The sequence below is a fragment of the Arthrobacter sp. alpha11c genome (genome assembly GCF_054149985.1).
The window spans coordinates 2,122,474-2,134,458 of the sequence record NZ_CP196747.1 but is presented as its reverse complement, the minus strand read 5'-3'; the positions used below and the strand labels follow the sequence as shown (position 1 = coordinate 2,134,458).

General features: G+C 64.0%; 8 protein-coding genes. 4 read left to right on the top strand and 4 right to left on the bottom strand.

The features are described 5' to 3' along the window. The 3 genes from ACTAQJ_RS09700 (at position 1) to sufU (ending at position 4,417) form a co-directional block, all read left to right on the top strand. The gene (locus ACTAQJ_RS09700; protein ID WP_498701842.1) at positions 1-2,463 is read left to right on the top strand and encodes an ATP-binding protein; all 2,463 of its coding nucleotides are present in this window, start codon (positions 1-3) and stop codon (positions 2,461-2,463) included. Positions 2,464-2,577: 114 nt separating this feature from the next. Then, on the top strand, positions 2,578-3,906 hold the full coding sequence (locus tag ACTAQJ_RS09695) for a cysteine desulfurase (RefSeq protein WP_431119142.1): 1,329 nt from the start codon (positions 2,578-2,580) through the stop codon (positions 3,904-3,906). Between the two features lie 58 nt (positions 3,907-3,964). Next, positions 3,965-4,417, top strand: a complete 453-nt coding sequence (gene sufU, locus ACTAQJ_RS09690; RefSeq protein WP_223936373.1) for a Fe-S cluster assembly sulfur transfer protein SufU — start codon at positions 3,965-3,967, stop codon at positions 4,415-4,417. Positions 4,418-4,460: 43 nt separating this feature from the next. Here sufU and nhaA read toward each other — a convergent pair whose 3' ends face one another. The 4 genes from nhaA to ACTAQJ_RS09670 all read right to left on the bottom strand — a co-directional run bounded on the left by nhaA (position 4,461) and on the right by ACTAQJ_RS09670 (position 8,291). Then, positions 4,461-5,759: a Na+/H+ antiporter NhaA gene (gene nhaA / locus ACTAQJ_RS09685; protein WP_498701841.1), complete on the bottom strand. Its 1,299-nt coding sequence runs from the start codon at positions 5,757-5,759 to the stop codon at positions 4,461-4,463. Positions 5,760-5,918: 159 nt separating this feature from the next. Beyond that, positions 5,919-6,140 carry an SCO4848 family membrane protein gene (locus ACTAQJ_RS09680; RefSeq protein WP_498701840.1) on the bottom strand — a complete coding sequence of 74 codons (222 nt, stop codon included), beginning with the start codon at positions 6,138-6,140 and terminating at the stop codon, positions 5,919-5,921. A 1-nt stretch (position 6,141) separates the two neighbouring features. After that, positions 6,142-6,639 carry a DUF2505 domain-containing protein gene (locus tag ACTAQJ_RS09675; RefSeq protein ID WP_431119148.1) on the bottom strand — a complete coding sequence of 166 codons (498 nt, stop codon included), beginning with the start codon at positions 6,637-6,639 and terminating at the stop codon, positions 6,142-6,144. 50 nt (positions 6,640-6,689) lie between these two features. Further along, on the bottom strand, positions 6,690-8,291 hold the full coding sequence (locus tag ACTAQJ_RS09670) for an SDR family oxidoreductase (protein WP_498701838.1): 1,602 nt from the start codon (positions 8,289-8,291) through the stop codon (positions 6,690-6,692). Positions 8,292-8,348: 57 nt separating this feature from the next. On the opposite strand from ACTAQJ_RS09670, the gene mfd reads away from it, so the two are divergent. Beyond that, positions 8,349-11,981, top strand: coding sequence for a transcription-repair coupling factor (mfd, locus tag ACTAQJ_RS09665; RefSeq protein WP_498701837.1), 3,633 nt, complete (start codon positions 8,349-8,351; stop codon positions 11,979-11,981). Positions 11,982-11,985 lie beyond the last annotated feature (4 nt).

The window sequence follows — 11,985 nt, the reverse complement described above, 5'->3', positions numbered from 1 at the left end:
ATGTTGCCGGATCCCTGGCTGGACGAAGACAGTGTCACAGTCGGGCTGAGGCCGTCAACATTCCCGGACCGGAAGCAGATCCTGGATCTGATCCTCGCGGCAGTACCCTCTCCTTCCACCAACGGCATAGTTGTGATCGGCGACAGGGGATCTGGAAAGAGCCATTTGTTGCTCTCCATCAAAGCAGGACTACCAGACTCCATGGACGTCCGCACTTTCGCCGGCAAACCGGAACTCCAGGCAACCGTCTATGGTGCGTTGAGCGCCGCAGTAGAGCCCTCAGGCGAACAAACGGGACTCCCGGGACTTCATGTCCTGCGGGCGCTCACCCAAAGCCTCGGTCCAGCAGAATACCTGTACACGCCACCGGTTGCACGGCGTCGAAGCAAGCGTCACCCCGAACCTCAACGGCCTCCACTGGTCCTCCTCGTGGACGACATCCACTTCGTTGACCCGGCGTCCCTGGCGGTTTTGCTGCAGCTGATGCCGGGATTCGGAGCCACCTTGGTAGCTACGGCCGACAGCCGCCGCCCGCTTCCGCCGGATCTGTACCAGTTGTGGGAAGACGGCTTCCTGGAGCAGTACTTCCTGGCTCCCTTCACGTTCAGTGAGGCACAGGCTCTGTGCGAGGACGTACTGGGCGGAAAGGTTCAAAGACGCGCCAGCAGTCTTCTGGCGGCGATGTGCGGGTTCAACGTGGGACTCCTTTGCCTCGCGATCCAGGATGCACGCAACGCCAACCTCCTGGTGCAGCGCGACGGTTACTGGACCATCGACGTACGGGCACATTGCCAATGGCCCGGGGTGGTTGAGCACGTCCGGGCCGATATCTCCCACCATGCTGCTGAAGAACTGAAGGCGTTGGAGGTCATTGCGCTCGCCGAGCCTCTGGCCCTGGATGTTGTTGAGCACAGCTTCGGCCAGAAAGCCGTGGAACACCTTCTTGACGCACACCACATCAGGGTGGTGCCCGGAAGGCCGCCGCTTGTCCGAACGAGTTCATGGCTGAGGGGCGAGGGCATCCGGCTGTCCGTTCCCCGCTCGCGCAGCACGGCGCTCCGGCTTGGCATCGAGGAGCCGGGACTCACGGCGGATTCCGCACCCGCCATGCTGCGGTGGATGACGTGGACCCTCGATTGCGGGCTGAGCCTCTCCGACGAACTCATCCTGGCCGCGGCCCCCGCCGCTGACAAACCGTCCACCGCTGAGCTGGCCATCAGGGCTTCCGTGGGCATCAACGGTCCCGGGCACCGGGATGAAGCCAGGATGCTCCGTGCCAGGGCACTCATTGCCGAGGGCCAGCTCAAGGAAGCAGCACCGGAGTTGCGCGAGTTGGTGGGCACAGGATCGCAGGCGGAGGTGCAAGCCGAGGCTGCACGTCGGTTGATGGCATTGAGCCTCCTGGGAGCGGCCCCACCCATGCCGCCAAGGCCCGACGGCGGGGCGCAGGGGCCGGAGGAACCGTCGGATCCAGCCGACCGGGTTATGTGGAATGTCCACAAGGCCGAACAACTCCTGCTTTCCGGGGACGCTCCCCAAGCGCTGGAAAAGTCTTCCGCGGCCATGGCCGCCATCGGCGCCGACCCCGCGCTGGAGATGTTCCGGCCAGGTGTACTGCTCCGCCACGTGGTCTGCCTGCGGCATAACCTGTCATGGAGCCAGGTGGACGCCCTCCTGGATTGCCCCTGGGCTTATGCGGTGCCAGCGCACCTGGCCTGGTGCCTGGACGTAGCGCGGGGATATGCGCAGCTCAGCCAGGGTCTTCCCCGTGCCGCGTTGCGAACGCTGGAACCCGTTGTGGCTGAACTGCACGACGCCGGCCTGCCGCCGGTTCTGCAGCTGGCATCAGCGATGCTGGGGTACTCCGCGGCGCTGTGCGGTGATTCGGAGCAGGCCATGGCAAGGGTGCAGCAAAGCTTGGTGGCGGCAAAGGACGCAGCCACCGAAATCCCTGCCGGCCTGTCTGACAAAGGCCTGTTGCCCCAGCTCAGCGCCCTGTTCGTGGCGGCGGCCCAGGACAGGGTTTCGCGCAATCCCGGCCACTTGTTTGCGGTAGCCGAGGCATTCCACGATCAGCAAAGTCCTTTGATGGAAGCCGAGGCGTTGTCCCTCATGATGCTCAACGCAAGCAGGTCCGCCGTCGAGGACCTTGTGGTGCAGCGCCGCCTGAGTGAGCTTGCCGCCTCGTTGCGGGGCGCTGGCGCCGCGGCGACAGGAACGTTCTCATCGGCTTTGCTGGGCAACGATCCCAAGGTGCTCGAATCCGCTGGCAAGAGTCTTTCCGGGGACCGGCAATTCTCACAGGCTGCCCTCTGTTACGCGCGGGCGGCCAGTGGCTATGAAGCAAGGACCCGCAGCGCGGCGAGCCGCCGCGCCTGGAGCCTGATGGAGCGGCTGCACGGGGCTTTCGACAGCGATGTTGCTCCGCCGCTGGGATGGTTGCCGGGTACTGCAGGTCATTGAAGTACTGTGTGCCACTGAAATACTGCAGACACTGACGTGCTGTACGGCACATCTCCGGGGACGTCGCGCCGTGGGATAATTGAGTGTCCCTGAAGGATTTCCAAGGAGCGCCCCTTGACAGTCGTATCAACTCCCGCCTCACTGCAGCAGTCCGTGGTTCCTGCCATGGACAATGCGGAGGTGCTGCGGATCCGGAACGACTTCCCCGTCCTGGACCAACTGGTCAACGGCAAGCCGTTGATCTATCTCGATTCCGGGGCCACATCGCAGAACCCTTTGAGCGTTATCGAGGCCGAGCAGGAGTTCTACGAGCAACGCAATGCCGCGGTACACCGTGGCGCACACCAACTTGCAGTGAGCGCGACTGAGGTCTTTGAGGACGCCCGCCAAACTGTCGCGGACTTTATTGGTGCCCAGTACGAGGAAACCGTGTGGACGTCCAACGCCACGGAGGGCCTGAACCTCATCAGCTATGCGTTGTCCAACGCCGCTTTGTGGGCTGCGCAGGGCCGTGGCAGTTCGGCGTTGAAAGAGCTGGCTATCGGCCCCGGGGACGAAATCGTGGTCACGGAGATGGAGCACCACGCCAACCTGATCCCCTGGCAGGAGCTCGCTTTCCGGACTGGAGCCACGCTCAAGTACATTCCCATCACCGATGACGGCAGCCTTCGCCTGGACGCCGCGGAAGAGATCGTGGGGAAGCGGACCCGCTTGCTGGCTTTCACCCACGCCTCCAATGTGCTGGGAACCATCAACCCGGTTGCCGAACTCGTGGCTCTCGCCCGACGCGTGGGTGCGTTGGTGGTTCTGGATGCTTGCCAGTCAGTTCCTCACATGCCCATTGACGTCAAGGACCTGGACGTTGACTTCGCGGTGTTCTCGGGCCATAAGATGCTGGCTCCCACGGGCGTCGGCGTCCTGTATGGCAAGCAGGAACTCCTGGACGTCCTCCCGCCGTTCCTCACAGGTGGCTCCATGATCACTACGGTCACTATGGAGCGCGCCGAGTACTTGCCTGCTCCGCAGCGCTTCGAAGCCGGAACCCAGCGCATCTCCCAGGCGGTTGCCCTTGCCACTGCCATCAACTACTTGTCCGAAACCGGGATCGACCGCATCCATGCTTGGGAAGCCACGTTAGGTCAGCGCCTGGTCAAGGGGCTTGAGGGCATCGACGGCATCCGTGTAGTGGGTCCTGCCTCTGGGGCCGAACGCATCGGGCTGGCAGCTTTCGACGTCGCCGGTGTCCATGCGCACGACGTCGGCCAGTTCCTTGACGATCGCGGCATCGCCGTCCGCGTCGGCCACCATTGCGCCCAGCCGCTGCACCGCCGCCTGGGGCTGACTGCTACTACCCGGGCAAGTACGTACCTTTACAACACCACGGACGACGTCGATGCCTTCCTCGACGCCGTGTCTGGCGTTAGGGCCTATTTCCAGGCCTGACCCACGCGGCCACATTGCAGCCGCTCCCACAAACTTCCACGAACGGGTAACCAGCACCATGAGCCTTGACCAGCTGTACCAGCAGATCATCCTGGACCACTCCAAGCAGCGGCACGGCAGCGGGCTCGCGGACACGGAAGCCCCTACGGGCACGTCAACCGGCCAATCCCACCAGCTCAACCCGGTCTGTGGGGACGAGGTAACGCTCCGCCTGGCTGTTGCCGATGGAACGGTCAAGCAGATCAGTTGGGACGGTGCAGGCTGTTCCATCTCCATGGCGTCGGCCTCGGTGTTGACCGACCTTGGCGAAGGAATGTCGGTAGAGGAACTGCACGCCGTGATCGACAACTTCCGTGAAGTCCTCCGCTCGCGTGGAAAGGTGCAGGCGGATCCAGAGATTCTGGGAGACGCTGCCGCCTTCGAAGGCGTGGCCCGCTACGCCGCCCGGGTCAAATGCGCCATGATTTCGTGGGTTGCTGCCGAGGATGCGCTGAACCAGGCAACGGCCTAGCAGCCGCGAGGAGCTCGCCTGGCAGTCGCGGGGCAGCCCGGCGCTAGGCGCGGCTAAAGACGTCAGGCACGCCGTCGCCGTCGTCGTCCCGTTGTTCTTCTGCCTGAACCAGGCGGTACCGCCGGTTCCTGGCCCTGAGCACGACGGCGGCCAGCAGCGCCGCGATCAGCGAACCTGCCAGGATGGCCACCTTGGCGTGGTCATTGTGTGCAGACCCTGCGCCGAAACTTAGCTCGCCGATCAACAGGGAGACGGTGAATCCGATCCCGGCCAGCAAGGCCAGCCCAAAGAGGTCGATCCACGCAATGCTGGAATCCAGGCTCGCACGGGTGGTTTTGGTCACCAGGAACGTGGTGCCAAAGACGCCAATGGCCTTGCCCAGCACCAACGCCGCAACAATTCCCACGGCCACCGGATCACTGAGCGCGGCCCGCATGCCGTCGAACCCTCCCAGCGCCACCCCTGCGGAGAAAAAGGCGAAGACAGGTACGGCGAATCCCGCCGAGAAGGGGCGCAGCCGGTGTTCGAAGTGCTCGGCGAGCCCTTGGGCCGGCTCGCCCTTTCTTCCGCTGTTGAAGACCGGAACCGCAAAGCCCAGCAGCACCCCGGCCACGGTGGCGTGGATACCGGAGGCATGGACGAAACCCCACGTGGCCAGGGCAAGGGGGAGCAGGACGTACCAATTGCGGATCCGCTTCTGGACCAGGAACGTGAACAGGCCCAGCGGCACCAAGGCTGCCAGGAGCATGAGCGGCTGGATCCCTGTGGAGTAGAAGAAAGCGATGATGCCGATGGCGATGAGGTCGTCCACTACTGCGAGAGTCAGCAGGAAAGTCCGCAGGGCAGCGGGCAGGTGCGTGTTGATCACGGCAAGGACGGCCAGCGCAAACGCGATGTCCGTGGCCGTGGGAATGGCCCAGCCTTTGAGCGTCTCCGAGGCGGAGCCGAGGTTGAACAGGACGTAGATCAGGGCGGGGATGAGAACTCCACCGACGGCCGCGGCCACGGGTACAACAGCGCGGGCAGGTTTGCGGAGTTCCCCGGCGACGAACTCCCGTTTGAGCTCAAGGCCTGCGAGGAAGAAGAACACGGCCAGCAGGCCGTCGGAGGCCCAATGCCCCAGGCTTAGCTGCAGGTGCCAGGGTTCATAGCCTATTTTGAGGTCGCGTAGTGCGAAGTAGCCGTCAGCGGCGGGCGAGTTGGCCCAGATCAGCGCAATCACCGTGGCGGCCAAAAGGAGGGCGCCGCCCACGGTCTCCGTCCGGAGAATCGAGAGGATCCGGCGGTACTCGGGATAGCTGGAGCGGCTGAAAACAATGGTGTTCAGGGGTTGTTTGGCCACGGGGGCTCCTGTGGGTCGAGTGGTCAAAGGGCAGGCATCGCAAAGACACCGCCGACCAGACTTCCCGGCACACCAAAGTCCATTCTACCCAAGTGAGTCGCAGCAGTGCGCGTTATGAGCTCTCAAAACGCGCACTGCTGCGACTTAGTTGGGAGAAACCTAGGAAACGAGGCCTGCAATTCCGATGGCCCCCGTCGCGAGTCCCAGCACCATGGAAATGGAGACCAGGACGACGTGGACTGTGAGGAACCTGGTGGCCTTGCCTGCGGCGTCGCGGGCCCGGGGGTCCTTCATGACGCGCTTCAGGAACTGCGGCCATACAACCAGCGACCATAGGCCGGCAACGATCAGGACCCAGCCCAGAACGGCGGGGAGCTGCATGCTAGTGGCTTTCGAGCCAGGCCTGCGCCTGCTGGGACTGGATGTTCAGGGCCTTGCCAACCATCGGCTCAGCAGCATCGGCAATCTTGCCGCCGAGGAACGGAACGGAGGACGAAACGTTGCCCTCAAGCTCGATCCGGGTGTTGGCGCCTTCAGCCACGAGGCGCTGGACGGCGGTGACATCAAGCGGGGCACCGGAGACTTTCAAGGCAATCTTGCTGGCGCGGGAGCCGTCTGCTGCGGGTGCTTCCCACTGCTCGGTCTGCGTGACGGTCAGGCGCTCGCCCACGAACTTGCGGGCGATATCCGGCAAGCGGGTAGTGGGCAGCGTGCGAACCGTGGTGGTGCTGAAGGCGCCGGCAGGGTCGCCGTCGATCGTGAACGATTCCAGGGAGCCGCCCACCAGTTCGCTCGTGTGACGCAGGAAGTCTTCGTCGACAAATACGGCCGCTACTCGGTCAACGCTGTGCGGCAGGGTGGTGGATGCACTCAGGGCCATGGGTCCTCCGTGGATATGTTGGTGGTGAAGCTCTTTTAGCTCCCAACATCCTACGGGGTGTCCGTGGCCACGCCGGAACCGGCCTGTTGTTGAACTTCATGTGGCACGCTCTCCTGCATCGCTGAGGCCGCCGCAGAAATGTTCCGTGCCATCGACGGGAAGATGATCCCGTGGAACGGGTACACGCCAAGCCAGTAAAGCCTGCCCGCCAGACCGCGTGGAAAGAAGATGGCGCGCTGCTTGTAAAGGCTCCCGCCGGCGTCGGGCTCCACTGCCAACTCAAGCCATGCCCGCCCGGGCGCCCGCATCTCGGCCCGGAGACGCAGCAAATGTCCGCGGTCTATGGCTTCCACCCGCCACCAGTCCACCACTTCGCCGCTGCCCAGCTTTTTCGGATGCCGGCGGCCCCGCAGCAGCCCCGCCCCACCGGTGAGCTTGTCCAACCACCCACGCACACGCCATGCCAGTGGAAGTGAGTACCAGCCGTTCTTGCCACCGATGCCCTCAATGACGGTCCACACATGCTCAGGCTTCGCGTCGCTGTGGAAGGTCCGCTCGTCCAGGAAGACCTTGTAACCGGCCCAATCGGGATCGCTGGGGAGGGGGTCGGCGTCGATTCCGGCATTTGCCCAGGTGGTCTCCACCTGCCCGTCCCGTTCCTTGCCCAAAGCCAAGGCGACGGCACGGCGGTAGGGTGTCAGGCCGCCGTCGGGCTGTGGAATGTAATGATCGACGTCGTGCTCCCGCGACACTGCGTCGTGCTGCAGTGACTGCACCAGCGGCAAAGACATGGACAGCGGAATGGGCGTGACCAGTGCAACCCACAAACCTGCGAGCTTGGGCGCCGGAACCGGAAGGGCGATCACCAAACGGCGGGGCAGGCCCCGCTCCACGGCGTACTCGTTCATCATGTCCTTGTACTTCAGGACGTCACGGGATCCGATATCGAACGTCCGGTTCAGGCCGTCCGGGAGCGTGGCAGCAGCCACAAGGTAGTGCAGCACATCCCGGACGGCGATGGCTTCGATGCGGTTATTAACCCAGCTGGGTGCCGGCATGACGGGCAAGGTATCGGCCAAGTGGCGGATCATTTCGAACGACGCCGAACCCGACCCGATGACGACGCCGGCCTGGAACACGATGGAATCCACCGCGGATTCGAGGAAGACGCATCCGACCGTCTCGCGGGAACGCATGTGCGTGGAGAGCTCCGCGTTCTCCGGATGCAGGCCGCCGAGGTAGATAATCCTGTTGACGTGGGCCCGGGTGGCTGCATCTGCCACGAGCCGGGCCATGGCTTCTTCCTTCGCCTCGAATCCACTGCCCGAAGCCATGGAGTGAACCAGGTAATAGAGCACATCCACACCCTGGAGTGCGTTCTCCAGGCTTCCAGTGTCGGAGAGGGAATCCGTGATGATTTCGACGTCGTCGTGCCAAGGAACGTCGGCGATCTTCTGAGGGGAGCGGACCACCACCTTCACCCGGTAGCCAGCCTCGAGAAGCCGGGGGACCAGGCGGCCTCCGATGTAACCGGTGGCGCCCGTGACGAGGACGGTCTTGGAAGGTTGGTCTGGAGATGACTGGTTTGGGGATGGCTGCAACGGAACTCCTGGGCTGGAGGGAGGGGTAGGCTGGAATGACCCGGCATTCATTCGAATTTCCGGGCATTTGTGTTGCCTGCCCTTGGACCCACCCTAGGAGTTTCAGCCATGAGCCTCAACGGTCTGCGCCGCGCACTGGCGGAGGACAAGACTTTTGCGCGCGTCCGAACTGAGGCTCAGCGGCCCTTTTCGGCCCGGAGCACGGACTACCAGATCAGCGCCCCCACCGGGATGCGGGCAGTGCTGCTGGCAGAAATGGCCGACGCCCTGGCTGCTCAAGGTACTGAAGCCGGGAGCACGCCTGTTGTCCTGGCAGTCACCGCCACCGGGCGTGAGGCGGAAGACCTGACAGCGGCGCTCGCCTCCTATCTCCCCGCGGACTCCGTGGCCACTTTCCCCAGTTGGGAAACCCTGCCTCACGAGCGGCTCTCGCCGCGGTCGGACACCGTGGGCCGAAGGCTCTCCGTCCTGCGCCGCCTGACCCACCCTGAAACCTCGACGGCGGCGCCCTTGCGCGTGGTGATTGCTCCGGTTCGCGCCGTGGTCCAGCCGATTGTTGCGGGTTTGGGCGACCTCGTTCCCGTCACGCTGCAGGTAGGCCAGGAACGCTCGTTCACCGACGTTGTCCGGGCCCTCTCCGACGCCGCCTACGCCCGCGTGGACATGGTGACGCACCGGGGCGAATTCGCGGTTCGCGGCGGCATCCTGGACGTTTTCCCGCCCACGGAGGACCACCCCATCCGTGTGGAGTTCTTCGGCGATGAAGTTGACCAGATGCGCTGGTTTGCCGTGGCCGATCAGCGCTCTCTGTCCGCACCCGGGATCCACCACCCCACGGAACTGCATGCACCGCCCTGCCGTGAAATCCTGATCACGCCCTCCGTCATGTCCCGTGCCGCCAAGCTCAAGGCCGATATGCCGGCCGCGGCTGACATGCTGGAGAAGATCGCCGGTGGCATCGCCGTTGAAGGCATGGAGTCACTGGCCCCGGTGCTGGTGGATGCCATGGTCCCGTTCGTGGACCAACTTCCGGCCGGGTCCCTGAGCGTGGTCATCGAACCGGAAAAGGTGCGCACCCGCGCGCACGACCTCGCTGCTACCAACGAAGAGTTCCTGGAAGCTGCTTGGTCAACGGCGTCCGACGGCGGCTCGGCGCCTCTGGATCTGTCCTCCCAGGCATCCACTGACTTGCACGCCGCGAGCTTCCGTTCTCTGACGGACACCCGATCCGCCGCGTTGGAACACGGCGTGTCCTGGTGGTCCATCACGTCGCTCGCGACTGATGAGGACCTGGTGCTGGACATCGACGTCCTGAACCTCCATGCCCGGGAACCGCGCGGTTACCAAGGCGAGGTCGCGGAAATGCTGGACTTCATTGGCTCCCGTGTCCGCGAGCAGTGGCGCTTGGTGGTGGTAACCGACGGTCCGGGACCAGCGCAGCGCCTCGTTGAACTTTTCCACGACGCCGATATCCCCTGTGCCCGCGTGGACTCGCTGGATAAGGATCCGCAGCCGGGCATCATCGAGGTGACCACTGCCGCCGTCGGACGTGGTTTTGTCCTGGACGGCCTCAAACTGGGCCTCTTGACCGAAGCGGACCTGCTGGGCCGCGCCACCGCCAGTTCCACCAAGGACATGCGGCGCATGCCGTCCAAGCGGCGCAATGCCGTGGACCCGTTGCAATTGCACGCAGGCGACTTTGTGGTGCATGAGCAGCATGGAATCGGCCGGTTCGTGGAGCTCATTCAGCGCAAGGTGACCGGTACGTCGTCGTCCGATGCCGGGCTGCGTGAGTACCTGGTCCTGGAGTATGCAGCATCCAAGCGCGGTGCTCCGGGGGACCGTCTGTTCGTTCCCACGGACCAGCTGGACCAGGTCACCCGCTATGTCGGCGGAGACGCCCCTGCCCTGAGCAAGATGGGCGGCGCTGACTGGGCCAGCACCAAGTCCAAGGCACGCAAGGCCGTCAAGGAGATCGCCGGAGAGCTGATCCGGCTCTACTCGGCCCGGATGGCCTCCCGCGGACACGCCTTCGCACCCGACACTCCGTGGCAGCGTGAGCTCGAGGAAGCCTTCCCGTACGTGGAGACTCCTGACCAACTGACCACCATCAACGAGGTTAAAGCGGACATGGAGCGGGAAATCCCCATGGACCGCCTGGTTTCCGGCGACGTGGGCTACGGCAAGACCGAGATCGCCGTCCGCGCTGCTTTCAAGGCCGTCCAGGACGGCAAGCAGGTGGCGGTCCTGGTGCCCACCACGCTGTTGGCGCAGCAGCACTACGAGACCTTCACCGAACGTTTCTCCGGATTCCCGCTGCGGGTAAAACCCCTTTCGCGGTTCCAGAGCGGCAAGGAAGCCAAAGAGACAGCCGAGGGTGTCAAAAGCGGCGCGGTCGATGTTGTGATCGGTACGCACCGGCTGCTGTCCAAGGACTTTGAGTTCAAGGACCTGGGGTTGGTGATCGTGGATGAAGAGCAGCGTTTTGGTGTGGAACATAAGGAAGCACTGAAGAAGATGCGTACCAACGTGGATGTGCTGGCCATGAGCGCCACGCCGATTCCCCGTACGTTGGAAATGTCCCTGACGGGCATCCGTGAGACGTCCACCCTGGCAACCCCGCCGGAGGAACGCCACCCGGTGCTCACCTATGTGGGTCCCTACACGAACAAGCAGACGTCAGCGGCCATCCGCCGTGAGCTCATGCGCGAAGGGCAGGTGTTCTTCGTGCACAACCGCGTGTCCTCGATTGAACGAATTGCCGCGCAGATCCGCGAGCTGGTCCCCGAGGCCAGGGTGGAAGTGGCGCATGGGCAGATGTCCGAGAGCCGCCTCGAGAAGATCATTGTGGACTTCTGGGAGAAACGGTTCGACGTTTTGGTCTGCACCACCATCATCGAAACCGGGCTGGACATCTCCAATGCCAACACCCTGATTGTGGACGGCGCCGACAAATACGGACTTTCGCAGCTCCACCAGCTCCGTGGCCGCGTTGGTCGTGGCCGTGAACGTGCCTACGCCTACTTCCTCTATCCCTCGGAAAAGCCGCTGGGCGAGGTAGCACTGGAGCGACTCAAGGCTGTGGCGGCGCACAACGAACTCGGCGCCGGCATGCAGTTGGCCATGAAGGACCTCGAAATCCGTGGTGCCGGCAACCTGCTGGGCGGGGAGCAGTCCGGCCATATCCAGGGAGTGGGCTTCGACCTTTACATCCGGCTCGTGGGCGAGGCTGTTGCCGAGTACCGCGGCGAGGCCGAGGAGAAGGCAGCCGAGATGAAGATCGAGCTGCCCGTCAACGCCCACTTGCCACATGATTATGTGCCCGGTGAGAGGCTGCGCCTGGAGGCCTATCGGAAGTTGGCTGCCGCTGTGACCAACGAGGCCATCGATGAGGTCCTCGCCGAACTCGTGGACCGCTACGGTGAGCCGCCCTTGCCGGCGCAGAACCTCATCGCCGTGGCCCGCTTCCGGGTGGGGGCCCGCGAAGCCGGCCTGTCCGACGTCGCGCTCCAAGGCAACTTCATCCGCTTCTCGCCGGCGCAACTGCCCGAGTCCAAAACCATGCGCCTGAACCGCATGTACCCGGGTTCCCAGGTCAAGCCTGCCCTGGATGCCGTGCTGATCCCCAAGCCCAAAACGGCCAGGATCGGCGGCCGTGATCTCCAGGACGCCGAGATCCTCCAGTGGGCCAACAGCGTGATCGAAGCGATCTTCTCAGATGTACCCGTAAAGGCAGGCTAACCGA

Coding starts and splice junctions, on each gene's coding strand:
- ACTAQJ_RS09700 (WP_498701842.1), top strand. CDS start 1: ATGTTGCCGGATCCCTGGCTGGACGAAGACAGTGTCACAGTCGGGCTG.
- sufU (WP_223936373.1), top strand. CDS start 3,965: ATGAGCCTTGACCAGCTGTACCAGCAGATCATCCTGGACCACTCCAAG.
- ACTAQJ_RS09670 (WP_498701838.1), bottom strand. CDS start 8,291: ATGAATGCCGGGTCATTCCAGCCTACCCCTCCCTCCAGCCCAGGAGTT.
- ACTAQJ_RS09680 (WP_498701840.1), bottom strand. CDS start 6,140: ATGCAGCTCCCCGCCGTTCTGGGCTGGGTCCTGATCGTTGCCGGCCTA.
- mfd (WP_498701837.1), top strand. CDS start 8,349: ATGAGCCTCAACGGTCTGCGCCGCGCACTGGCGGAGGACAAGACTTTT.
- ACTAQJ_RS09675 (WP_431119148.1), bottom strand. CDS start 6,639: ATGGCCCTGAGTGCATCCACCACCCTGCCGCACAGCGTTGACCGAGTA.